The organism is Anaerobacillus sp. 63XJN7_5_ISO-PGPR-S23-430 (genome assembly GCF_056173695.1).
In genome coordinates this window covers 427,345-451,902 of the sequence record NZ_CM149686.1, presented here as the reverse complement: position 1 = coordinate 451,902, position 24,558 = coordinate 427,345, and the positions used below count along the sequence as shown (strand labels likewise).

Annotated in this window: 17 protein-coding genes, 1 pseudogene and 1 riboswitch; of the genes and pseudogenes, 5 read left to right on the top strand and 13 right to left on the bottom strand. The window is 39.0% G+C overall.

Annotated features, from left to right (window positions below):
• Window positions 1-4: 4 nt before the first annotated feature.
• Window positions 5-91: riboswitch (cyclic di-GMP riboswitch) on the bottom strand.
• Window positions 92-255: 164 nt separating this feature from the next.
• Window positions 256-2,364, bottom strand: coding sequence for a HelD family protein (locus tag AC0VYJ_RS02390; protein ID WP_475366433.1), 2,109 nt, complete (start codon window positions 2,362-2,364; stop codon window positions 256-258).
• A 236-nt stretch (window positions 2,365-2,600) separates the two neighbouring features.
• Here AC0VYJ_RS02390 and AC0VYJ_RS02385 point away from each other — a divergent pair, with 236 nt between their 5' ends.
• Window positions 2,601-3,944 (top strand): globin family protein, encoded by a 1,344-nt coding sequence (locus AC0VYJ_RS02385; RefSeq protein ID WP_475367446.1) that lies wholly within the window; start codon window positions 2,601-2,603, stop codon window positions 3,942-3,944.
• A gap of 129 nt (window positions 3,945-4,073) precedes the next feature.
• Here AC0VYJ_RS02385 and AC0VYJ_RS02380 read toward each other — a convergent pair.
• The 5 genes and pseudogenes from AC0VYJ_RS02380 to AC0VYJ_RS02360 form a co-directional block, all read right to left on the bottom strand.
• Window positions 4,074-4,496: pseudogene (locus AC0VYJ_RS02380) on the bottom strand (AhpC/TSA family protein); the annotation flags it as partial.
• A gap of 149 nt (window positions 4,497-4,645) precedes the next feature.
• Window positions 4,646-5,254: a DedA family protein gene (locus tag AC0VYJ_RS02375; protein WP_475366432.1), complete on the bottom strand. Its 609-nt coding sequence runs from the start codon at window positions 5,252-5,254 to the stop codon at window positions 4,646-4,648.
• 233 nt (window positions 5,255-5,487) lie between these two features.
• On the bottom strand, window positions 5,488-6,813 hold the full coding sequence (locus tag AC0VYJ_RS02370; protein WP_475366431.1) for an aspartate aminotransferase family protein: 1,326 nt from the start codon (window positions 6,811-6,813) through the stop codon (window positions 5,488-5,490).
• A 27-nt stretch (window positions 6,814-6,840) separates the two neighbouring features.
• Entirely contained in the window at window positions 6,841-8,238 is a 1,398-nt protein-coding gene (locus AC0VYJ_RS02365) for a YjiH family protein (protein WP_194220150.1), read from the bottom strand.
• 118 nt (window positions 8,239-8,356) lie between these two features.
• Window positions 8,357-9,721 carry a sigma-54 interaction domain-containing protein gene (locus tag AC0VYJ_RS02360; protein ID WP_475366430.1) on the bottom strand — a complete coding sequence of 455 codons (1,365 nt, stop codon included), beginning with the start codon at window positions 9,719-9,721 and terminating at the stop codon, window positions 8,357-8,359.
• A gap of 207 nt (window positions 9,722-9,928) precedes the next feature.
• On the opposite strand from AC0VYJ_RS02360, the gene AC0VYJ_RS02355 reads away from it, so the two are divergent.
• Window positions 9,929-10,645: a 3-ketoacyl-ACP reductase gene (locus AC0VYJ_RS02355; RefSeq protein WP_475366429.1), complete on the top strand. Its 717-nt coding sequence runs from the start codon at window positions 9,929-9,931 to the stop codon at window positions 10,643-10,645.
• A gap of 63 nt (window positions 10,646-10,708) precedes the next feature.
• Here AC0VYJ_RS02355 and AC0VYJ_RS02350 read toward each other — a convergent pair whose 3' ends face one another.
• The gene (locus tag AC0VYJ_RS02350) at window positions 10,709-11,155 is read right to left on the bottom strand and encodes a staygreen family protein (protein WP_475366428.1); all 447 of its coding nucleotides are present in this window, start codon (window positions 11,153-11,155) and stop codon (window positions 10,709-10,711) included.
• Between the two features lie 135 nt (window positions 11,156-11,290).
• On the opposite strand from AC0VYJ_RS02350, the gene AC0VYJ_RS02345 reads away from it, so the two are divergent.
• Both AC0VYJ_RS02345 and AC0VYJ_RS02340 read left to right on the top strand, forming a co-directional pair.
• On the top strand, window positions 11,291-11,503 hold the full coding sequence (locus tag AC0VYJ_RS02345; RefSeq protein ID WP_242057324.1) for a YuzF family protein: 213 nt from the start codon (window positions 11,291-11,293) through the stop codon (window positions 11,501-11,503).
• A 13-nt stretch (window positions 11,504-11,516) separates the two neighbouring features.
• On the top strand, window positions 11,517-12,407 hold the full coding sequence (locus AC0VYJ_RS02340; RefSeq protein WP_475366427.1) for a manganese catalase family protein: 891 nt from the start codon (window positions 11,517-11,519) through the stop codon (window positions 12,405-12,407).
• A 38-nt stretch (window positions 12,408-12,445) separates the two neighbouring features.
• Here AC0VYJ_RS02340 and AC0VYJ_RS02335 read toward each other — a convergent pair whose 3' ends face one another.
• Complete coding sequence (locus tag AC0VYJ_RS02335) at window positions 12,446-13,624, bottom strand: endonuclease (RefSeq protein ID WP_475366426.1); 1,179 nt, start codon at window positions 13,622-13,624, stop codon at window positions 12,446-12,448.
• A 272-nt stretch (window positions 13,625-13,896) separates the two neighbouring features.
• Between AC0VYJ_RS02335 and AC0VYJ_RS02330 the strand changes: the two genes are divergently transcribed.
• A complete protein-coding gene (locus AC0VYJ_RS02330) occupies window positions 13,897-15,453 on the top strand; it encodes an ABC-F family ATP-binding cassette domain-containing protein (RefSeq protein WP_303533822.1) in 1,557 nt (518 codons plus the stop codon).
• A gap of 18 nt (window positions 15,454-15,471) precedes the next feature.
• Here the strand turns inward: AC0VYJ_RS02330 and AC0VYJ_RS02325 are convergent, their stop codons facing one another.
• From AC0VYJ_RS02325 to AC0VYJ_RS02305, 5 genes are all read right to left on the bottom strand, one after another.
• Window positions 15,472-18,360 carry an ATP-binding protein gene (locus AC0VYJ_RS02325; RefSeq protein ID WP_475366425.1) on the bottom strand — a complete coding sequence of 963 codons (2,889 nt, stop codon included), beginning with the start codon at window positions 18,358-18,360 and terminating at the stop codon, window positions 15,472-15,474.
• Window positions 18,353-18,718 carry a response regulator transcription factor gene (locus tag AC0VYJ_RS02320; RefSeq protein WP_430241595.1) on the bottom strand — a complete coding sequence of 122 codons (366 nt, stop codon included), beginning with the start codon at window positions 18,716-18,718 and terminating at the stop codon, window positions 18,353-18,355. The genes AC0VYJ_RS02325 and AC0VYJ_RS02320 overlap by 8 nt, the downstream gene beginning before the upstream one ends.
• A 101-nt stretch (window positions 18,719-18,819) precedes the next feature.
• Window positions 18,820-22,104 (bottom strand): hypothetical protein, encoded by a 3,285-nt coding sequence (locus AC0VYJ_RS02315; protein ID WP_475366424.1) that lies wholly within the window; start codon window positions 22,102-22,104, stop codon window positions 18,820-18,822.
• Entirely contained in the window at window positions 22,105-23,457 is a 1,353-nt protein-coding gene (locus tag AC0VYJ_RS02310; RefSeq protein ID WP_475367445.1) for a glycosyltransferase family 2 protein, read from the bottom strand. It lies immediately after the preceding gene.
• A gap of 49 nt (window positions 23,458-23,506) precedes the next feature.
• Window positions 23,507-24,553 carry a HEAT repeat domain-containing protein gene (locus tag AC0VYJ_RS02305; protein WP_475366423.1) on the bottom strand — a complete coding sequence of 349 codons (1,047 nt, stop codon included), beginning with the start codon at window positions 24,551-24,553 and terminating at the stop codon, window positions 23,507-23,509.
• Window positions 24,554-24,558 lie beyond the last annotated feature (5 nt).

Here is a 24,558-nt window from a genome sequence, read left to right as displayed (position 1 = left end):
GGAGCCTGGCGGTTTGGCAACCATTCGCATTCATGCGGGCAGGCCCATAACTTTGCGTCCCTGCTTTTCAACAGGTTTGCCTTTTTCAGTTTTATATTCCAACTACTTTTATTATCGGCAATAAATAATAAAGAGTTTAGCTTTTTTTGTAGATTGTGTGAAGTAAATGCTCAATGGTGCTAATACTTGAATGTACTAACAATCGCTCATTTCATGGTATGAAATAACAAAGGTAACCTTTAAACAAACGTTTGATTAAACTGGTAGCAATTGTGAAGGAGTATCAATATAAAAGAGTTTTAATTCATGCAATGCTCTTGTACATCCTACATATAGTAATTTCGCATCTGTTGCATGTGGACTATAATTATCTTCGTTAGCATTTGCCAATATAACTCCATCGAATTCTAATCCTTTAGTAAGATAGATTGGCACAATTGATAGTCCCCCTTCATAAGATCGATCATCCGCAGTAATGAGATGCAACTTCTCATCATACCTACTAAGATTGTCATACAAATCATGACATTCCTCTTCGCTCCTACCAACAATCGCTACTGTATTCATACCTCTCTCTTTCATTTCTTTAGCTGATTTTAACAAGCTACTAACATGCCTCTTCTTATCTATTTTGCTTATTTCGACTTTCTTTCCACTTCGAAAAACAGGCACAGCCGGTTGAACCGGTATATCCGCATGAGCTATCACTTCATTCGCAAATTCAATAATTTCTAAAGTCGATCGATAACTTTGTTCAAGTTCCATATAAAGGTCTTTACCGTTGAAAAGCACTCTAAATTCTTCCCAGCTATGAATGCCCTTATATGAATGAATGCCCTGTGCCAAATCCCCTAATATTGTAAAAGATTGACTTCGATTCACTTCTTTCAGAAGCGCCAGTTGAAAAGGTGAAAAGTCCTGAGCTTCGTCAATTACAATATGCTGAAACCTATGTTCTTTATCAATACCGTTCAATTGAAATTGAATGTAAAGGAGAGGGGCAAGGTCATCCGGCGATAATTTCTTCTTTTTTATTCGCTTTGCCGTTTCCAGCACAAGTTCTTCACTTATAACATCTGCTCTTTCTGACTGTGTTATGTAGCTAGGAACATTCGATTGAAAAAGTGATTGATAGAACGAAAGAGCAGTTTGCTTCGGCCATGTTTTAAAATAATTCTTCAGCTGATCGTTTGCTAGTTTGCGATATTCTTTCTTTAAATGGGCTCCCTCTACCGATTTGATCTCACCTTTTATCCAAATTTTAAAACGATTCATCATCATTTCGCGTTTACGGCCAACAGGATATGCAGAAAGGTCTTTTAACCATTGTTCGATCTTCGTTTCTGAAAGCTCTCTTCCTTCAAATGGGTGAAAGGAGCCAACCGGACCGACTGAGTTGCTATAACGATGTATAGCTTGATCAATCCATTTTTTAAATGTCAGTGATCCTTTTACTCTTCCTTCTGCAATTGAAAAATCGAATCGACTCTTCCCAAACCACTTTCTGAGGTCGTGTCCAGATGAATCAATCGTCATCTTTTCTTCAATCGTTTTTATTGTCCAATCTGTGAAGGTTGATTGTTGAATTCCCCCTACACCTAGCTCCGGAAGGACTCCTGAAATATAATCAAGAAACATCCTATTCGGTGCAAAGATAATCATTTTACCCGCTTGAATGGTATCTCTGTATTCATATAGTAAGAAAGCTAATCGATGAAGCGCAACCGTTGTCTTACCACTTCCTGCTGCTCCTTGTATGATAAGTGGCGTCGATCGCTCAGCACGAATAATATCATTTTGCTTTGTTTGTATTGTTGATACGATGTCACGGAGACGGTTATCTTTATTTTCACTCAGACGATATAGAAGAAATTCATCTGAGCCACTTAAATCATCGCTACCTTCTACATAAGTGTCTACGACTCGCTGAAGTTCTTTATCTCGAATCACAATATTTCGCTTCAGCTCTATGTTCCCTTCGATGACGCCATCAGGCGATACATAATAGACATCCTCTTCTGGGCCTGTAAATGCATAGAACATACTCGCAACAGGAGCTCTCCAGTCTACAACCAGAGAATCCTGTGAATCTCCATGTGCTACGCCAACTTTCCCAATATAATACGAATGTGATTCCTTCTCATCCTCTTGAAAATCCATTCGTGCGAAGTATGGTTCTTTTGAAGCTATGACAAGAGATTGACGATTCTCCTCTCGAATGCTCTCAAGAACTTGTTCTGTTACATTATCGCCAGAATACCTGGGGTAGTTCTCCAACACCTGCCGCTGTTTTGTAATCTCCGCAGCGATTTGATCGAGTTGCTGCTTCTCTTTCCGATAGGCACTTTGAGTCTTATTGTCCAAGATCAGTTACCTCCTTATGAGATTTGTCTCTAAATCAGACAGAAGTTTAATATTACCACAAATTAGGTAGTTCAACCAATTGTTTTTAGAATATTAAAATTAGTGTTTTTACCATTTTAAAAAACTTTATTAAAAAGTTTATAAAAAAATGATCCAACTATTCACTTTGAACGTTAGCTATGTGTAATCAAAATAAACGATAAAAAAAATCGAGGAGAGTGAAAAGTAAAATGAACATGAAAAAAGCATTCAAGAAATTAATGGTTCCCGCGTTAGGCTTAACCTTATTATTCCCAACAGTCGCTGGGGCAGCGGCAACTGAGCCAACAGCCAAAACGCCTGCTTCAGATCTACGCGCAACACTGGATCAGCTCTTATCCGAACATTTTGTACTAGCTGTTTCATCCATGACGAAATCATATGACGGGACAGAGGATGCAGAAGAAGTAACTGAAGCCCTGGATCAGAACGCAGCTGATATGACACCAGCGATTGCATCTGTCTATGGCGATGAAGCCGCTGCACAATTTGAAGATATCTTTCGAGGTCACAATGATTACTCCACTGATTTCGTAAAAGCAGCAACCGAAGATGATGCAGAACTTCGTAAAGAAGCTGAAGCTGAAGTAGACGAATTTGTTGAAGAATTCTCCACGTTCCTTGATACAGCTACAGAAGGTAATCTTCCTAAGGAAGCCGCTGCAGATGTTCTAGAAGTTCACGAAGATCAAGTCCTAACAACTTTTGATGAGTATACAGAAGGAAATTACGAAGAAGCTTACACAACATTCCGTGAAGGGCATAAGCATATGTTTGCGATCAGCAAAGCACTATCTAGTGCAATTGTAACGCAGATGCCTGATAAATTTGAAAATACAAAAGCTGATACTCCTGCTGCAGACTTACGTTCAACTCTAAACAGCCTTGCATCTGAGCACTTTGCTCTTTCTTCCCTTGGTCTTGAAAAAGGCTATGACCAATCAGAAGACTATGACTTTGTAAACTGGGCTGAAGACAGAAACACTGCTGACTTTAAAGCGGCTATCGGTTCTATCTACGGAGATGAAGGTGCTGCTCAGTTTGAAAAAATCTGGCAAGAAGATCATATTGCTGCACAAGCTGACCTTGTAGTCGCATCTCTATCTGAAGACGAGGAAGCTATGGAAATGGCGAAAGAACGTATGATGACAACATTCCCTAAGAACTTTGGAGCTTTCCTAGGAACAGCAACAGAAGAAAACCTTCCAACCGACGCTGCTACTGAAGCTCTTATGGCTCATGAAAAACAAGTAATTGGATCATTTGAAGCTTACATGTCTGGTGATTACGAAGGTTCAATTGAACAATTCCGTGAAGGATATGCATTCATGTTTGGTGTAGGCGAATCTCTTGGAGGCGCTATCGTTAAGCAAATGCCAGACAAATTTGCAGGAGAAGCAATGCCTGGTGATATGCCAAAAACAGGTATGGGTGGTGCGAGTGAGCAGTCATCTGACCTAACAGCACTTTGGATTACTCTAGGTTCTCTAGCTGCTGCTGGTTCAGCATTTGCCATTCGCAAGAAAATTGTTAATCAATAAAACACATGTCTTCCCCCCCTTATAATAGATATGGAAAAACAGAGAAGTCTCGAGCTTCTCTGTTTTTGTTGCATAAAAAAAGCCTCTAACTAATAGCTAGAAGCTTTTCTCTATGCATCATACAGTCAATCACAATACATTTAAAACCGAATCGATTTTCGCATGATCTTCTGGCGACTGATCGATATGATGCCAGATTAATTTCCCTCTCTCATCAAAAATCCACGTACCACCTTGAATATATACATCCTGCGTTTTCATCGACTTTAATACAAAATCCTTTTTCTTTTGTTCTTTTGGAATAAACCCATCCAATTTACGGGTGACAAATCCAATCGCTGCTTGTCCAAGTAATTTCCACTTCGGCATCGTATGATGTCCCATGCCACGGTATGCTTCTCTCTTCGGATCACCTGCAATGACAAAAGGAAATTCTCCAAAAGCCTCTGTAAACTGGCTAATATAAGTAGCATTTGAGGGGGCGATGGCTATAATCTGAAAGCCCTCATTCTCAATTTCATTTACGCGCTTACGCAACTGCGTAAGATAAGCTCGACAAACTGGTCAGCCAAGGTGACGGACAAATACGACCATCGATTTCTTTTGATTAATCAGTTGCTCCAGAGTAACAGTGGTACTTCCTGGAACTTCGAGTTCATAATTTAATTTATCCAATACAATCTCTCCTTACCTGATCAATGTTACGTTTGATCGGTGTTGAACACTTGTTTCTTACTATCGATTTTACACCTTTTACGATAGTAGTGATACCCAATTAACCCAATAACTGCCACTACAACAATTAAAAAGACATATTTCTGTATGCTCCCTAAAATCGCTTGAACTGATTTTATATTCCCATTCCGCCCAATCCACAACATAGCGATTGTCCAAGGAAATATACCGACAAAGGTAAGTGTTCCAAATATCCAGGGCTTGACCTTACTCATACCAGCCACATAGGATACATAGTTCCCTATCCCAAGTGGGCGTGTAATTGCAATACTCCATGATCCACATTTTCTAAACCATCTTTGAACGCGTTCAACCTTCTTCTTTTTTAATTTCCTTTCGACTTTATCCTTTACTTTCAAACCGATCCCATATGGAATAAAACTAAAAATCGTGTAAATACCGCTCGTTAGAAATGCAAAACCAACCATCTCGATCATCGAAGCATTCAATAAATAACCGTACGTCAATGTCATCATTCCCCCGGGAAAAGGTAGAGATGATGCTTCAATAGCATTGCTTATTAAAAGACCCCAGATTCCAAGCTCTTTCAGGAAATGAATCAGAAATTCCAGCATAGTGGATCCCCTCTCAATCTAAAACTATGTATTAAGTTCCCTGATCAGTGAGTCTGAAACCAATGTAACACTGTTTTAATGCGTAACAATGAATGGATATGTCGTTTTAACCCGCAAAGTTTGAAATATTTCCGCGGAAATGAAATGATTTACTCGATTAATTAGTTATATCCACGTATCTGTTAAAGAACAAAACCCCCATCACGTCCAAAGTGATGGGGGCTATTAAAACACTATCCTACAGAAACAACGTGTTTCTCTTGTTCATACTCCGTAACAGCTTCCTCAAAAATGCGGAGACCTTCATCAATTTGCTCTTTCGTAATAATCAATGGAGGAATCATTCGAATCACTTCTTGATGTTTTCCGCACAGATAGAAAAGCACCCCTTTTTCAAGAGACAGATCTAGTATCCGCATCATTCCATTTCCGTCTGGTGCGCCTGTCTCTGGATCAATAATTTCAATTCCAATCATTAACCCTACACCACGGACATCTCCGATCACATGGTGCTTTTCCTTTATAAGAGCTAATTTTTCTAATGCATAAGCACCCATATCCTTCGAATTGGACAGTAATCCTTCTTCTTCAATTACGTCGAGAGTAGCTAGCGCCGCTGAACAAGCAATCGGATTACCACCAAATGTTGTGCCATGTGTTCCCATTGGCCACTGACTCATTAGTTCTTTTGAAGCTACTGTGGCGCTAAGAGGCATCCCAGAAGCAATTCCTTTTGCGATCGCCATAATATCAGGTGTAACATCAAACGTCTGTGCAGCGAACCAATCACCAGTCCGTCCGAATCCAGTTTGAACTTCATCAAAGATTAGCAGCATGCCATGACGATCACAAATCTCTCTTACTTTTTGTAACCATTCTTTCGGTGGAATGATATAGCCACCTTCTCCTAGAACAGGTTCCACGATTACGCAAGCCACTTCTTCAGGAGTTACCTGATGATCAAAAAGCATTTCGAAATCTTTCTCAAGCTCACCAACACAATAATCTTCTACACTTTGCCCTTCTGGACAACTAGCAGCATCCGCATAAGGAATTTGATAGGTTAGTCCATTAGGCTGTAAAAATTTACGGTATTTGCTTTTTGATGTACTTACACCAAGAGCACCAAGCGAGCGTCCATGAAAGCAACCTGTAAAGGAAACAACATACGGTCGTTTCGTTACATATTTAGCAAGTTTCATCGCACCTTCAATGGCCTCAGTGCCACTGTTCGCAAAGAAAAAGCAATCTAAATCTTTCGGCATAATGCCTTGAAGACGTTCTGCTAGCTTTAGAATTGAATCATACATAATTACTCCTGAAGGCCCGTGCATAAGAGAGTCAGCACCGTCCTTTATAGCCTGTACTACCTTAGGATGACGGTGGCCCGTATTCGCTACGGCAATACCTGAAGTAAAATCTAGGTACGTTTGGCCATCTGCCCCATAGTAATAGCAACCCTCTTCTTTCACGACTGGTAAATTCGGATGATCCTTTGCCATACTTGGTGCAAGATAGTCTGACATGTTGTTGTATCTATGTTCAAATGATGTAGCCAATGTGATATCCTCCTTTAAATTCTGCTTTTATACAAAGAAATGGGCCATTACAACAATAATCGGAAGTGTTATAACCGTACGTTGCAAGAAAATAATAGCAAGTTCTAGAACTGAAATTGGAATTTTCGATTTCACTAGCAAAATACCAATCTCTGACATATAAATTAATTGTGTTAATGAAATAGCTGCAATAACAAATCGCGTTAATTCACTTTCAATCCCTGTTCCTATAACTGCAGGTAAAAACATATCTGCAAAACCAACTAACATAGCCGGCGCTGCTTTAGCTGCTTCAGGAATTTGCATAAGTTCAAGGACCGGTACGATCGGCATTGATAAATATGTGAAGAAAGGCGTAAATTCAGCAATAATAAGGGCAATTGTTCCAAGTGCCATCACAAGCGGAATAAGAGCAAAATAAATATCAAGAACGGTGTTAACACCCTGACCAGCTACATGCTTCACTCCTTTTACTTCAGATGCCTTCTCTAGTGCTTTTTGTATTCCCCATTTGAAGCTAGAGACACCCTCAGGTACATCTTCAGAAATTTGTTTTCCTGTACCCTCATAGTACGTGTCCGCTTTACGAGATAGCGGTGGTATACGTGGACAAACAAACGCAGCAACTAGCCCTGCTACCACAACCGTAAAGTAGAACGGAATAAACATATCTTCTAAACCAATGAAGCTAATTACAACAAGACTGAATGCGATCGAATTGATCGAAAAATTTGTTGCAATAACAGCAGCTTCTCTTTTTGTATAATAGCCTTCTTCATACTGTTTCGTTGTGATCAGTACCCCAACGGTTCCTGCCCCCATCCAGGAAGCAAGCGCATCTATGGATGAGCGACCAGGTAACTTAAACAAAGGACGCATCACATAACGAAGGGCTGTTCCGAAGAAATCCATTAACCCAAACTCTAGTAAGAGAGGCATTAACAGACCAGCAAAAAGAAACCATGCTGCAAGAACGGGAACGAGTGAGTAAAGCATTGTACCACCCGAAACATCCGAGATGATAAATTCTGGACCAAATTTAAACAGTGTCATTACTGCGAATAATGCACCGATTAACCTCGTACTAATCCAGAACCAATTCACATAAAATAATTGCTTCAGAAACGGACGAAGCATGATAGCTTTTGGTTCAAACGCTTTTGCAATAATAGGAATAATAGCAGATAAAATAAGAATGGCGGTCATAAATCCAGGCAAGATAGGCGCTAGTTTTATTTGTATAGACTCAGCCAAAATCCCGACCCCAATCGTCATTTTCCCATTAAAAGGAACGGGAACAAGAAATAATAAGATACCGATTAACGATGGAATAAGAAACCATGCATACGCTTTTTTGGTTTGAGATTTCTCTACTGATTGACCCGTACTTTCAAGAGGATAGGATTTTTCCTGTTTAACTTCCATTCTTCACTCTCCTTCGACATTTTTAATATTAATTCATATTCTTGCATATAAATCAGAAAAGAAGCAAGAGTAATTTTCACTTCTTGCTTCTTTTAATATGCAAGTATTATGCCAAAACCTATGGAATTCTGTATTTTTTAAGTTTTCTAACTACTGTTGGTTGACTCATCCCTAATGCATCAGCAATCCTTGTCGTCGTTCGAAACTGCCGTCTAGCCTGTTCAAGTCGTTCTTTCTCAACTCTTTCAACCGTTTCTTGTAAAGTTTCATTAAAATTATTCATTTCTGAATAGTCTTTACTCGAACTTTTATATGTTTGAGGGAGATCTTCCTCGTGTATAACGAATGCATCTGAAGTAACAATAAGACGCTCTATTAAATTCATCAGCTCTCTAACGTTCCCCCTCCACACATGCTGAGTTAACTCATGCATCACTATCTTATTTAGCATCCGCTTTCGTTTATATTGTCTAGAAAAATGATCGACAAACGATTGAATGAGCGGAAGGATATCTTCTTTTCTATCTCTTAGTGGAGGGATCATCAATGGGACGACATTCAACCGAAAAAATAAATCTTCTCGAAAGGTTTTCTCTTGCACAGCTTGTTCCAAATCCTTATTTGTTGCGCTGATCAACCGAAAATCAGAATGAATTTCTTTTGTTCCACCAAGTCGATAAAAGCGTTTTTCTTGAATTAATTTTAATACTTTCACTTGGTTTTGCAGTGAAAGTTCACCGACTTCATCTAAGAAAAGTGTTCCTGTAGACGCCATTTCTGCTAACCCCATACGTCCACCTTTTCTAGCTCCTGTGAATGCCCCCTCTTCATAACCAAACAATTCTGCTTCAAAAAGCGCTTCAGGAATTGCTCCACAGTTCACTTCAATAAACGGTCCATTTCTACGATCACTTTTGTGGTGAATGTATCTTCCCATTTCCGTCTTTCCTACTCCGGACTCCCCTAGAAGGAGAACATTAACATCCACACCTGCAACTTGTTTCCCTGTTGCCATCACTTTTCTCATTTCATGACTTCTAGCAATAAGCCCTTCATCATCCTGCCTTTGCTTAAGCTGCTCAAGCTCATTTTTAACACGCTCCATTTCGGAAGACATTTCTTCCATCCCGGCCTTTATTTCCATTAGTTCAGTAATATCATGAGAATAACTTACAATCCTTACTAGCTCTTTAGCATCATCAAACACTGGCAAACCTGTTACAAGCAGTTTTTTGCCATCAGAACCCGTTTGCACAAACGTAACACGCTTCTTATCCTTTACCACCAGTGGCGTTGCAAGTGGTGTGAATAAACCTTCTCGTTCCAATTCATATACTGATTTCCCCATTAAGTCATTTGCGTTAACACCATAAACCATCCCTGTTCCTTCACTAACTTTCACAATGATTCCATTAGGATCTGTGACAAGTATATCCTCCTGTAAAGAATGAAAGATTGCCTCATATTCATTCCATTTCGCCATACGCCCACCTCATCTATTCATTATTGAATACTTTTGCAATGTGTTATTAAATCCCTTATCTATCAAGTTATTCACTATTCATTTTTGAATAATCTCACTTTTGTATTTTATCACACTATTATAATCGCAAAGCAAAATTCTTTCCTGCTTAAAGCTAACCCTATAGAATAAACGTTGGAACTTAAAGTTAACGAGGGAGGAAACAACATGGTAGCTCTTAAAGGAAAAACAGCATTAATTACAGGTGCAGCTCGAGGAATTGGTCGAGCATCGGCAATTGCTCTTGCAAAAGAAGGCGTAAATATCGCAATGATTGCCCGTACAGAAGAGACACTTCAGAACGTAGCGAAAGAAATCGAAGCAGAAGGTGTGAAAACTTCCTTCGCTATTGCAGATGTTTCCTCTAATGAGGAAGTAACAACAGCTGTAGCTAAATTGAAAGAAGAACTTGGCGAAGTAGACATTCTTATTAATAATGCAGGTATCGCTAAAATGGGTGGCTTCATGGATCTCGAAGTTACAGAGTGGGAAAAGATCATTCAAGTGAATTTGCTAGGCGCTTACTATGTAACACGTGCTGTACTGCCAGATATGATTGAACGTAAATCAGGAGATATTATTAATATTTCTTCTACAGCAGGACAAAAAGGTGCACCAGTTACTAGCGCCTATAGTGCTTCTAAGTTCGGACTTATGGGTCTAACGGAATCACTAGCTCAAGAAGTTCGCAAGCATGATATCCGTGTAAGTGCGCTAACACCAAGTACCGTTTCTACGGATCTAGCAGTAGAAAATAACCTAACAGATGGAAATCAAGAGAATATGCTTCAACCAGAAGATATGGCTGAGTTTATCGTTGCTCAACTAAAAATGAACAAACGTGTATTCATTAAAACAGCAGGTTTATGGACAACTAACCCATAAGGTAAACTCTCACAAAAGTTACTCTCATTCTCATGATTAATTTAAATGAAAGAAGCAGCCAGCCTACTTATGCTGGCTGTTTCTATATTCTCTAAGTGATCCATAGTACTCGTAAGCTTCCCAGTGTGCTTCATTTGAATCAAAGTAAACCCAAATAGGTAAATTATCTAGTTCTGGATATGCTTGATATAAGTGTTCATCTCCTACTCTTATAGCCGATAAGGCTCCAGGTAACTCTTCTCGAAATATACGATTTCTTATACTCGACCTCCCCTCTTCTGTAGGATCGTCAATTAAGACATATACGTAAAAATAGAGTCCACAATCATTTCGAAAGCTTCCAAGCACCTCATCTCTTATGGAAGAAATGCGATCAAAGGCATATTCTTTTCCAATCGTTAAAAACAATTCTCCAGTTATATCGGAATGTGTTAATGTATATTTCCTTCCTAATACACAGTTCTTCTCTCTCATTCCATCACGATACGTCACCATCAGCTTCTGCTTCACTTATCTCTTCCCCCTCCTTTTTACAGACTATGGGTCATCACTCATTTGGGTTCATTTCATTCTTATCGACTATGACAACCTATACAGTGCGTAAATTAATATTGCTAAAGGACATTTTTGAGAGGATGAGAGAATTTGAGTCAACAACCCCAATTAATCAGTTCTGTAGATCCCTACGTCTATCAAACACTGATATCAATTGAAGGGAGATTGATTACAGTCCAAACAACAAATGGCTCACTCCAAGGAATGCTCGAATCCGTGATGCCAGATCATATTGTTTTACAAGTGAACGAAACCCCTTTTTTTGTTCGCATTCAACAAATTGTCTGGGTATTTCCTAATTAAAGGGGGGGATCGCATGTTTAAGCGAATCAATAAGCAGTTAATTGAGCTTCCGATACCAGATCATGGGGATGCAAACGCAGCTGCTGCCGTACAGGATTTACTTGGAGGACGCTTTGGAGAATTGTCTACACTAAATAACTACATGTTCCAGTCGTTTAGCTTTCGTGAGAAAAAAAAGTTGAAGCCTTTTTATGACCTTGTTGCCAGTATTACTGCAGAAGAATTTGGACATGTGGAATTAGTAACAACCTCGATCAACTTGTTGACCACAGGAAGTTCTTTTCAAGCGCCACCTGATTTAACTCCATTACAAAATGGTAAAGACGTACGAAATACAGCTCAGTTTGTCGCTACAGCACAAACAGCTCTTGCTGCAGATGGAATGGGCAACTCCTGGCGCGGAGATTACGTCTTCAGTAGCGGCAATCTAGTGCTTGACCTACTCCATAATTTTTTTCTGGAGGTTGGTGCAAGAACGCATAAGATGCGCGTCTATGAAATGACCGATCATCCTACAGCCCGAGAAATGATTGGCTACTTACTCGTACGTGGTGGAACTCATGTACTTGCATACGCAAAAGCGATCGAGATCGCGACAGGTACAGACTTAACAAAAATGCTTCCGATTCCGAGCCTTGATAACTCCAAATTTGACTATGCTCGAAAATTTGAAGAACAAGGATTAAACAACGTTCTTTATACTTGGAGTGATAGCGATTACTTAGGTATTAAACAAATATGGAAAGGGACTAACCCGGAAAATGGTGAAAAACTAATGGTGATTGAGGGGGCACCAGAAGGAGCTCCTATTCCTAATCTAGATGATCTTCCAGAAGAATTTGCGCCAGGGATTACTAAGGATCATTATGAACAGATCGCAAAACGTTTAATGCGAAATTTATAGAAAAAAGCACCTACCTAAGGGCAGGTGCTCTTTTCTTGCTACCAGATCGCTTCCACCCATTCTGGATGATCAATAAACGGATTGCGATTATGTTGGTACTGATCATAAATAACATTGTTTCGATTTTCTTCAAAAGAATCCACGGGATCCATTTCATTCCATGCCTTTAATACAGAAACTTTCCCAATATATGGTGATGAACCATTGTTTACAAGATTATTTACTTCAAGGTCCACTTCACCACTGTCCCCTTCGTAACGAACAGCCATGTAGAAAATCATTCGTGCTACATCACCTTTCACACTGTCACGAGGCTCCCAAGAATCACTATCATAATAGTTACCGGGTGCTTCTGATTGAGGCGATCCACCGTTATCAAAATCAAGATTACCACGTGAGCTATTGACTGTTACATCAGTTGGGCGTAAATGATGAATATCTGTTCCTGGCCCCATAGATGTCCCAAAATCCCCGTGAGACTTCGCCCAAACGTGTTCACGATTCCAGTCGTCAACGTTACCACCATTCTCATATTTGCTTTGAGATCTGCCACTATAAAGGAGAAGTACATTGTTCGGGTTCGCTGGGTCTTCATCCGTCACGCGTAGGGCATCCCAAACTTCACTGTAAGTTAGCTCATTGTGATCATCGATGATAAGATGCAGCTCAGATTTTAAGGCACTACCGGTTTTACCAACAGCCGAGCTATAGTATGTATCATCGTAAGGGGATGGTTCTCCATCACCTGGGTCGTTAGGATCCCCACTTCCTTCACCATCACTTAATTCCATATTGGAAACACTCTTCACTCCTGTATGAGCGAAATAATCTGTTAGGCTTCCACTGACCACAACAGCTTCACCTAGTAAACTAGGATTACTTTGCAATCCAAAATCATTTCTGAAAGTTGATGGAACCTGGACGAAAAGCATTTCATTTACATTTGTTTCATTCACTTGATCGGCAATCGCGATCGCATAGTCATCCGAAAAGTCAGACGTAGTTACGGAGGAAGTTGAGACTGGCTTTCCAACAATATACCCTTCAACTGACCCTGTATTACCTTGATTTGCTATTCCCTGATTAACTGAAAAAGGTGATAATGAATTTCCAGATCCATCAGCAAAAGATGGTGTAATCGTGAAATACATCATAATAAACGACACAACTAACATAAAAGCAACCGTTCCATAAACCCTACGACGTGTGGTATTCATTCATATTCCCTCCCCTTTAAAATAAAAGCTCCGTTTTATGAAGCCCCTCTAGTGTAAACGTACACTATTAAGCTAAATGAAACACGATGTAAATGTTCCTTTATTTATCATAGGTCAAATGCCTCATCACGCCTTATATTGTGTCTTTCTTACTATACGGCTGCTTTTTACGAAAATTCCCATCGTTTTCTCATCTTCCTTACTTTCATCCCAGCCCATAGTCCGATATAATCAATGAGGATTGTTAAACCATAAATAAAGGGTGTTTTCCTATGAGTATATTAACCGTGAAAAACCTAACACACGGATTCGGTGACCGTGCTATTTTTGATGATGTATCATTTCGTCTTCTAAAAGGCGAACATATTGGACTTGTTGGTGCTAACGGCGAAGGTAAGTCGACATTTATGAATATTATTACTGGAAAGTTAGAACCAGATGAAGGAACAGTTGAATGGTCGAAAAATGTAAGAGTCGGCTATCTCGATCAGCACACTGTTCTTGAACGAGGCATGACGATTCGTGACGCCCTTAAAGGCGCTTTTCAGTATTTATTTGATTACGAAGCTGAAATGAACGAGCTGTTTGCGAAAATGGGGGAAGCTTCTCCAGAAGAGCTAGAAAAATTGTTAGAAGAAACAGGAACAATGCAAGATATGCTCGCTAACAATGATTTCTACGTAATTGATGCAAAGGTAGAAGAAATTGCACGTGGGCTTGGACTAGATGAAATCGGACTTGAAAAAGATGTACAAGATTTAAGTGGTGGTCAAAGAACAAAGGTCCTTCTTGCTAAACTTCTTCTCGAGAAGCCTGATATTCTCCTTCTCGATGAACCGACAAACTTTCTTGATGAGCAGCACATCGTATGGCTCAGGCGTTACTTACAAGAATATGAGAACGCGTTTATACTCATTTCTCACGATATTCCTTTCTTAAATAGCGTAATCAACTTGATTTATCACATGGAAAATCAAGAGCTAACAAGATACGTAGGTGACTATGATAACTTCTTATCTGTATATGAAGTGAAAAAACAACAAGTTGAAGCAGCGTTTAAAAAGCAGCAGCAGGAGATCTCTCAATTGAAGGATTTTGTTGCGAGAAACAAAGCAAGAGTTGCAACGCGTAACATGGCGATGTCGAGACAAAAGAAGCTTGATAAGATGGATGTAATTGAGATCGCCAAAGAAAAGCCAAAACCAGAATTTCATTTTAAGCAAGCTCGGGCTTCTGGCAAACTCATCTTTGAAACAAAAGATCTTGTTATTGGGTACGATGAACCACTATCCCGTCCATTAAATCTTTCAATGGAAAGAGGGCAAAAAATATCCCTTATGGGTGCAAATGGGATTGGTAAAACGACACTTCTTCGCAGTATACTTGGGGAAATTAAGCCGATTGAAGGTTCAGTTGAGCTCGGTGACTACCTTTATACTGGTTATTTTGAACAAGAAATTAAGACAAGAACATCTAACACTTGTATTGAAGAGATGTGGAGAGAGTTTCCCCACTACAGCCAGGCTCAAATTCGAGCTGCCTTATCCAAATGCGGCCTAACAACGAAGCATATTGAGAGCAGGGTCGACGTTCTTAGCGGCGGCGAGAAAGCGAAACTTAGACTTTGTAAATTGATGAACACAGAATCAAACTTGCTCGTATTTGATGAGCCAACAAACCATCTTGATGTAGAAGCGAAAGCTGAATTGAAACGTGCTTTAAACGAATACAAGGGTAGCATCATTCTGATCTCCCATGAACCTGAATTCTATCAAGACATTGCAACAGATGTATGGAACTGTGAAGATTGGACAACGAAATTAATTTAGAACAAAAGGCTTATCCGATTATTCGGATAAGCCTTTTTCTATATCTTCAATCGAATAATCCGGAACTAGTATCTTACCGTTATTATTCTTGTTTACGATAGATTTAATCAATGATTTTGTAAGATTTTGAGGGGGATAAGGCTTAATAAGGTAGTCATTTGCCCCTAACTCAAAACCTCGCTGCTTCTCCTCACTTACTGTAGATACAAAGATTGGAATATCTTTCGTACGCTCTGATTCCTTCACGGCTTTCAAAACATCCCATCCGCTCATGCGGCCATCTAACATTATATCTAGCACAATTCCTTTAGGAGTCATTGTCTCAAGCATTTTGATCGCGGCTTCACCACTGCGGCAATGATGGGCCGTAAATCCACTTTCTGTAATTTCCTCCATTAATAAAAGGGCAAGGCTATCATCGTCCTCTACAATCAATACGCCTGAATCCTCCAATTCCCCTGATTTCGGTTCTATTGGCAACCTTTCTCTTATTAGAGGAAAAACAAGTGTGAATGTACTTCCTTTCCCAAGCTCAGAAGTAACTTCAACATCACCATCATGCGCTAACAAAATCTCTTTTGATATAGCAAGCCCAAGCCCAGTTCCACCAATTTGGCGTCGATCTGAATTATCAACACGATAAAACTTCGTAAAGAGTTTAGCTAGAGAGTCTTGTGGGATTCCGAGTCCCTCATCCTCAATATCCACATAAAGCTGACCTTCTCCTACTCTGAATCGCGTTAGTATTGCCCCACCTTCTGGAGAATACTTTACCGCATTGCTAATGAAATTATTGATGACCTGTTTGATCTTATCTGCATCGCCAATAATCTCATGTTCATCTGTTGTGTCTTCAATCATAAAAGAATGAAGCTGAGAATGAACGCGATAGTTATCGAGCACTTCTTCAATAATTTCTTTCAAATTCACTCTTGTTTTGTCATAATTTTGCTTTCCAGCTTCCATCCGCTGTATATCAAGAAAGTCATTAATCAGCGAGGTTAACCGCTTCGCTTCTTTATAAATCGTGCTTAAATATTTCTTTTGCTTTTCAGGTTTTAGCTCTTTTGAAAGCATAAGCTCTGTAAAACCAAGAACACTTGAAAGCGGTGTTCTAAGTTCATGACTAACTGTACTAACGAATTCATTTTTCATTTCATCTACCTCATGTTCACGAGTAATATCGCGGTGAACAAAAATCGAACCAATGAATTTATCACCATTATATAAATGCTCATAATACATTTGAATAAAGAGCGCTGGTTCTGTATTTGTTTGATAGATTAATTCACTTTGCTTAGGTTTAACACCCACAATGACGTCATGCACGTAAGACTTTACTGCATCGCGATCATCTAAATCAACTTGCAGAAGAAATTTCGAACTCCACTCAGCAAATGTTTTTTCATCTACGCCATCAGGAAAACAGGCATCCAACATTGTACACATTTGATCATTAACAGCACGCGTCGTTCCTTCCCTGTCTACAAGTAGAATTCCTTCTCGAATCGTGTTCAATATTTCTCTATTCACCTGTCGTTCATTCTCTGTTGTTTCGTATAATAGGATTTTATCTAAAGCAAGAGAAATTTGACGTGATAAACCATTGATTTCCGATACTTCTTCAGGCTTGTATTCTACCCCAGTTCTAGTAATGCACAATAAAGCTACTACTTCATTACTTGAAACTACAGGGATATACAGATCATTTGAGAGAACTTCATCACCATGATACCCTGCTTCTCCAACTGAGGCTGGTCTTTGTACAATGTGATATCGCTTTTGTTGAACTGCTTTTATTCCGGGTCCATCCGTAAGATGATCAATCCACTGATGTACCTTCTCCTGGCTGATGCCTAACGACGCATAATCTTTCCCTTGATTCAGCATCACAATAATCCCTTTATCTGAACTTAAGATATGAATCATGTTCGTAATAATACTTTGTAATAACTCATTCTTATTTAGCGTTGAAGCAAGTGAACGGTTTAATTCATTACGATGTTCTAATACTTGCTTCTGAACGTTCATTACTTTCACATTTTCTTCAAGGGTATTTTTACTACTTTGAAGTTCTTCGCTTTGCTCCAACAACGTTTCATTTGATGCAATGAGTGCTTTTTCGTTTTGTTGAATATTAGTAATCATTAAATTAAATGATCTAGCAAGCTCTCCAAGTTCATCTGATCTTCTAACATGTGGTACAGCTACATTTTCACCAGAGGACATTTGACTTGAGGCCAAAGCGAGCTCTTGCAGCGGTTTTCCAATACGGCGAGCCATTATCCCAGCAAGAATGGTAGCTATTAAGAGCAGGAACACTACAAAAAGAACAAATAGAATTTGTAAGTTTGCTAAACGATCAATTAAATTCTTCTCAGTTGCGGTTATTTCGTTGTCAACGTCAGAGACTAAATTTCTCGTTTGATCTCTTAAATTGTAAACGAGATTGCTGCCCCCTTGATTTTGAGATAAGATTTGTAATCCTGTTGTATTATCACTAGCTACCTGACTTTTCGCTTCTTCAAAAAGGTTATAATAATTTATTAATTTATCTTGAAGATATGTGAGATATTCTTCCTCTTCAGGACTCTCCAATTTCGGCTCTAGCTGATTGATTTTATCGACGATCGAATTCTTTTTGGCTTTGTAATTGTTGAGAAACGGCTCATCCAAACGAAAGCCTAGATAGCCTCGTGCTTCAAAAAACATATCATTCAAACTATCTTCTAGTTCAACAGCGTACTGCTGCTTTTCTCGAAGGTTAACAACTTTTTCCTCATACTTTTTTTCAATCGACTGACTATAGAGGCCCAATCCTACGGCTACTATTAAAATCAATAACAAAAACCCGCTCATAAACCAGACAAATTGACGTGATAAACTACTTTTCCATCTTCTATTCACCAAGGATATCCTCTACGACGCTCGCAAGCTCAACAGGACTAAACGGTTTTGAAATAAAATAATTCGCCCCAGCTTCTCTTGCAATCTCTTCATCTTTCTTTTGCGCTTTTGCCGTTAGCATCATGATTTTGACATCCATGTTCCCTTCAGAGCGAACTTTTTTGATAACTTCAAGGCCAGTCATCTCAGGCATCATGTAATCAAGTAATACTAAATCATAGTCATTATCTTGAATAAAATTGTATGCTTCCGCCCCATCTTCAGCCTCATCGATGTCATACCCATCATCTTCAAGTGTATCAACGATTAACATTCTTAGAATCTCTTCATCTTCTGCTATTAATAATCGAGGAGTCAAACCATTCACCCATTTCTTGTAATATTGATTAATAAGATTAAATCACGAACACCCTTTAATAATACCTTCATATTAAAGAGAGTAGAGGGAAATTCCCTCTACTACTTATATCGGCTAAACTCATCTTGCATAATATAGTACGATTGTTTTAATCTTTCATGATAGTCAGGTTCATTCCATTTGTCCCATGTGAATTTGTAGAATTGATTAACTGACAGGTTCCCGTTATCTATAGATGGCATTGATTCAGTAATAGATGAGATCGACAAATCCGAACCTTTTGAATCCCCCTCATACATCACCACTCCTACTTTAAAACCATCTGTTTTCTTCGAGCTAGTAAGTCCGCCATTCCACATATCGCCCATCATTTCCTTATCACTTGGATCTTTAATATTAAATAAAGCCCATGGTAATCGAATTTCAATAGAATTGTTTTTTACGATAAAATCTGAAAGTGAATTAAAGTTTTCACTGTCTGGATTAGCATTTCCATAGGTCAGACGACCCGTTTCATAATCTTCAAATGGAAGTATTTGTTTTGTGCTTGGAATTGTTAATTGTTTATTCAGGGCTAGTCGAATAGGGTGAAAAACATCATTATCCTTTTTGCTCGCATAATTCTTTTTCTCGATTAAACCAAGATCCTCACCATACTGGTAGTAAAACGAGTCATAGTAGCTATGAACGCTAAGTCTTGATTGATCTTTCCCGGCAAGGTTAAGTATAAAATCAATTCCAGACGATGCGTTTATTTCAGGGTCATCTTCAACCTGTTTACTCCCCTGACCACTGATCGTATCAAATAATAATAATGTTTTATCCTTTTTCAATTGTTCTTCGGACATCTCTTGATAATCTAGTCGGAAGTAGATATATTTCTCATCACTTGTCATGTAGAAGTTTTGTAAGTTCTGATCTTTATTATTTGATTCAAATAAAGGCTTAATCCCCGCCTCATTCCAATCCTTCACTTTTCCATCAACTTTAATCTTTTGCTTCTCACCTGGATCAAAACTTAATAACCCAAACTGTTGTTCATTTGTCTGGTCATTTGACCAAAAAGGACGACGATCCGAGTTATCGTAATCCATCGTATTCCACGTTCGTTTAAACCACTCATCTTGCCAAGAAAACACTAATCCTCCTGCATAGTCTTCAGAAACAATGTTTTCAAATAGCTTCGCATCCGTTAGTCCTTGCTCTTCTTCGGAATTTCCGCCCTGATTCATTCCATATACGTTCCGATGAGTCATACCTCGGGAGGCTGGAACACCAAATTCGGCTACAAGAACTGGCATAGTGTGAACTTTTCTAAGTGCATTTAAATAACCGGCATAGTTGTTTTTCTCACCGTTCTGGTCAATATAATTCACATACTCCTCTTCATAGTTCAAAAAATCCGGATAGTAAGGATAAATATGATAAGAAGCAAATTGACCCGCATAATAATTATCCTTCAAATCAATCACATTCGGATCCACTGAAACTAAATCTTCTTCTTCCGATGGTTCTGCTGGATGCTCAAGTAAGTCGGTTGTCACCCAGTTTGTAAAGCTAACTGGCCTTTGCCAATTGTACTTCTCCATTTCATATCCAATCGTGTCATCCATCATCTTCGCTATCCATATCTCAAAAGGGCTCGCTTCTTTTGTATTAAGATAGTCTCCATCATATTGCTCCATATCATTATTCTTCTCGTTCGTTGAAACAACAACTTTCGGATCCCATTCGATACCGAGAACCCATCCAAGTACATATGGTGAAACATCAGCTGTGTAACGCCCGTTTGCATGACCAACTTTCTCCTTAATCGTTGCATTACCATGTATTAGGTCGACCGTATCCTCCATTGCTTTCTTAAGCAGTTGAACGTTCTCATTAGCATATGCATCTTGAGTTTCAATAAGCGGTTCTTCTTCTACCCATACACCATGGAATATGTATAACGGTGTGTCAGCTTCTTGGTTATGTTCTAACAAGGCTTCGTAGAAAGCTGGTGGGTGAATTGTGTAGACACGAACTGCATTTGCATTCATCTCAGCAATTTGATTAAACCATCTTTTATACTCTGATTTCGTAATAGCTGCCTCACCAGGAAAATAACCTGGTTTTGCAATACCCATATTTACACCTTTAATAATGAGATCGGCCCATTCACCATCTTGAAACACCTGAATTTTGTCTTTTCCAACTTTACCTGCCACCTGGATACCTTCGATTGATTGAATATCTAAACTTTTAGCTTCCTGTTTTGTTTCAATATTTTTTAAGTTTTCAAGCACAGTCTCCATCATAGGGGTGTATATTTTCCAATAAAACGATTCGAGACTTTCATCATCTCCACTCAACAATAAACGATTAATAGAAGGAAGCCATTTATACTGATAGAAATTCGAATCTGTATCGCGATCTGCGAAATCTCCTGCAAAATAGTAAGATTGGTTATGCTTCATAACAGCGGGAAAAGAAAGCGGAATTCCAGTTTCCACCAACAAATCTTCTGCTTCTTGAGTAACATCTAATGTATAATTTGCAAGAACCTCTTCTTCGTTGATTGGCTCCACAATATCAAACCAGTAATGATAAGACATAGAGTCCTTTACTAAGGAATCTTCAAACCATTTCTTACCTTGGTCATTGAATGAGAATTGTACGGTATCATTTCCAACCTCATCTTTTTCAATAACAATGATCGAATCATCTTCATTCACAAAAATTAATCCTTGATCCGAAAAATCCCATTCTTCTTCATTCTGTTTTTCATAGTTACTAATAGCCCATCCTGGAACTTCACCATCTGCTGATAGGTCATCGAAATAACGACCGATCCACCCGGACCACTCCAGATTCAGAATAGAATATAGACCCTCTCTCGCCTTATCATCAGTCGGGCTACCAAATGCATTAAACTCCGCAACAAATGTAGATCCCTGCTGTACAGCTTCAGATATCAAACTAACTTCTTCTTGCTTCATTCCTCCGTAGATTATATCTGACCGATCACCCTCAGACGCCTTCCCAAACCATTCTTCTTCGTATACTCCATATGAATCAGCAAGATAAATTAAGTCCTGTCCTACAAGTGTTTCGGGGAAGGAATCAATCGTATAGTCTTCTTCATCTTCTGGTCGGAATCCTGTATAATCCTCTACTTCTGAGTAAGGAGTCCCATCCCCTTTCACCCACTTCTCGTGATTCATAACCCATGTTAGACCTTTGTGTTCACGATAGGTTTCATCAGGGATAGTTTTATCAATAATAAATACATCTTTCCTAGTCTCATCCTCCATATACCAATAAAGAACAGGAAACATTAGAATAAGTCCTAAAGCTAGTAACCCCACTACAAAACTAATAATTGTTGTTCGCTTTATACTACGCACTTATTTTGAAACCCCTTTTCTGCTCATTTCACCCCAGCTTGTGTTTCCACGAATCAGCTGAATAATACCTTCGACTCTCCAAAACACGGTCAATGGCCGAAACCAGAACGCTTCAGAAAGAGAATAGAAATACAACCGTACTAAATCTTGTACTCTTGTATATCGTCTTAAGCTCCATTCTTCTAGTAGCACTGCACTCATCGATAAGAGAGAACCATAGATGACTGCGAGCAAGAACAGAAGCACAGCAAAGGAAGTATAAATACCACCAACAAATGGTGAAATAACCATAATAATATACCCAAGTAATTCAATGACAGGCCCTAGAAATTCGACAATTAAGAAGTATGGCATTGAAACAGTACCAACAAGACCGTACTTAGGGTTTCCTAGCATTTTCTTGTTATGCCAAAGGCTCTCAAAAAGACCTCTATGCCATCTACTCCTTTGTCTCCTTAAAATCTTCGTAGATTCCGGTGCTTCAGTCCAGCAAACAGGATCAGGAACATAAACAATTCTCTTCCCTGATTTTTCTTCTTTGATTAATTTATGAAGCCTGACTACTAGGTCCATATCTTCTCCAACGGTGTCCGTTCGATAGCCGTTTACCTTAACAACACTCTCGCGATGGAAGACGCCAAACGCTCCAGAGATAATTAATAAGAGATTATGTTTTGAAAGGCCAATTCTCCCCATAAGGAACGCTCGGAAGTACTCAATAACCTGCATGACAACGAGAGGACTTTTAGAAAGGGCAACCTTCATGACTTCTCCACGTTCAATTGTACAACCGTTAGCTATTCTTACGCTCCCTCCTACTGCTACAATTTCTTCTTTAGAATCAATAATCGGTTTCATTACTTTAGCAAAAGCATCTCGTTCGATAATAGAATCGCCATCCAGAGAGCAGAAGTATGGATAATGAGCAACGTTTATTCCTGCATTGAGAGCATCTGCTTTTCCGCCATTCACTTTGTCAATTGCGTATAAGTTCTCATAAATAGTAGATTGATAGACAGAAATAATTTCACTAGACTTAATCTGTTTGCGAATCACTTTCTCAACCTTTACCATTTCAAATGATTCAATAACAGATTCTAATGTTTTATCTTTAGACCCATCATTAATCACTACTACTTCGTACTCAGGATAATTGATACTAAGGAGTGAACGAACGCTTGGCACAATTCCAGCTTCCTCGTTGTATGCAGGAACAAGAATAGATACAGGTCTCGTAAAGGAGGATTGAGCTAACTCCTCATATGGCTCAAATTGATCGAGCTTATATTCTTTGCGAAGTTGAACAGAAGAAATAAGAAAAAGGATGAAATAGAAAATGATAATTCCAACCATATAGATTGCCACAAAAATTGTAAATATAAGAAGTAATGTTGAAAAAATACTAGCGATAGACACTGTTTCTCCCCTTTCTAAGCAGCCATTCCTTCGCTGCATCACGCGCAAACCGATCGACATGAGTAGCGGCAACATCTTCTAAGATTGCCCCGCCGTTCTGCTGCACAATAATAGACTCGGCAGCAGTAGTTCTAACCCACCAGTTTTCATCAGTAAGAAGGATTAACAGATCATCTAAGAAGCGACTATCCTTTAATGGCTTGACCAATCTAGCAGCCATCATTCTCTCTTGCCAGCTTGACGCGTGCAAAGAGGGTTTGATTTTGTTCGCATTTGTAATATACCCGTACTTAACAAGAGATTTAAGAGCACGTATTCGAAATTCTGTGTCTTTAGAGTCTATGAAAGATTCAATTGTGGGCAAATACTTGTATTCTGCACTATCCCCCATGGCTTCAATAAGCGACAACTGAATCCATTGTGGAAACTCTTCTATTGTTCCAATAAAGCGGTCTAATAGATCTTCATCTAATCTTCCAAACAAGTCCAAATAATAAAAGGTAGGATATTCTTTTTCCTCATTTAATAGAATCGTATAGATGCGCTCATCCTGTAGATTCGCAAGTATGCGTAATACCTGAATAGACTCCAGTTCACTCGTGCGTTTTTCTTTATAAAGACTGACACATTGCTCAACTAGCGTGATCATACGAAACTTCTCAATCCGATGGAGGGTATTCATTCGTATACTCCATCGGTTATGAAGTAATCTTTTCTTGTAATAATCTTCAAGGGTTGTCTCAGCAAGTTCTTCAATTCTGCGTGAGGTATCGTTATCCCCTTTCATTAGAGAATAGTAGCGGGTCAGAACATCCTCAAAAGCTTCAATCATATAAGGTTCTTTCGGTAACTGGAGTTCTCCGTAGCCTTGCATATACGGGCTCATGTGCTCTAAGTAGTAAACTTTCCAATCTGCTTTCTTCTGTTCGAACCGGTTAGATCGAACTTTCTGACCTACAAGGAAGAGGAATAGGGCCGTTAAAGCAATAAAAAGAATTACAAACACTTGAAAAATAATAAAAACTGCACTCATATCTA

Bases quoted from the DNA above. Each gene is read 5' to 3' on its own strand.
- AC0VYJ_RS02385 (WP_475367446.1), top strand. From the start codon at position 2,601: ATGAAAAAAGCATTCAAGAAATTAATGGTTCCCGCGTTAGGCTTAACC.
- AC0VYJ_RS02375 (WP_475366432.1), bottom strand. From the start codon at position 5,254: ATGCTGGAATTTCTGATTCATTTCCTGAAAGAGCTTGGAATCTGGGGT.
- AC0VYJ_RS02365 (WP_194220150.1), bottom strand. From the start codon at position 8,238: ATGGAAGTTAAACAGGAAAAATCCTATCCTCTTGAAAGTACGGGTCAA.
- AC0VYJ_RS02360 (WP_475366430.1), bottom strand. From the start codon at position 9,721: ATGGCGAAATGGAATGAATATGAGGCAATCTTTCATTCTTTACAGGAG.
- AC0VYJ_RS02355 (WP_475366429.1), top strand. From the start codon at position 9,929: ATGGTAGCTCTTAAAGGAAAAACAGCATTAATTACAGGTGCAGCTCGA.
- AC0VYJ_RS02340 (WP_475366427.1), top strand. From the start codon at position 11,517: ATGTTTAAGCGAATCAATAAGCAGTTAATTGAGCTTCCGATACCAGAT.
- AC0VYJ_RS02335 (WP_475366426.1), bottom strand. From the start codon at position 13,624: ATGAATACCACACGTCGTAGGGTTTATGGAACGGTTGCTTTTATGTTA.
- AC0VYJ_RS02330 (WP_303533822.1), top strand. From the start codon at position 13,897: ATGAGTATATTAACCGTGAAAAACCTAACACACGGATTCGGTGACCGT.
- AC0VYJ_RS02310 (WP_475367445.1), bottom strand. From the start codon at position 23,457: ATGGTTGGAATTATCATTTTCTATTTCATCCTTTTTCTTATTTCTTCT.
- AC0VYJ_RS02305 (WP_475366423.1), bottom strand. From the start codon at position 24,553: ATGAGTGCAGTTTTTATTATTTTTCAAGTGTTTGTAATTCTTTTTATT.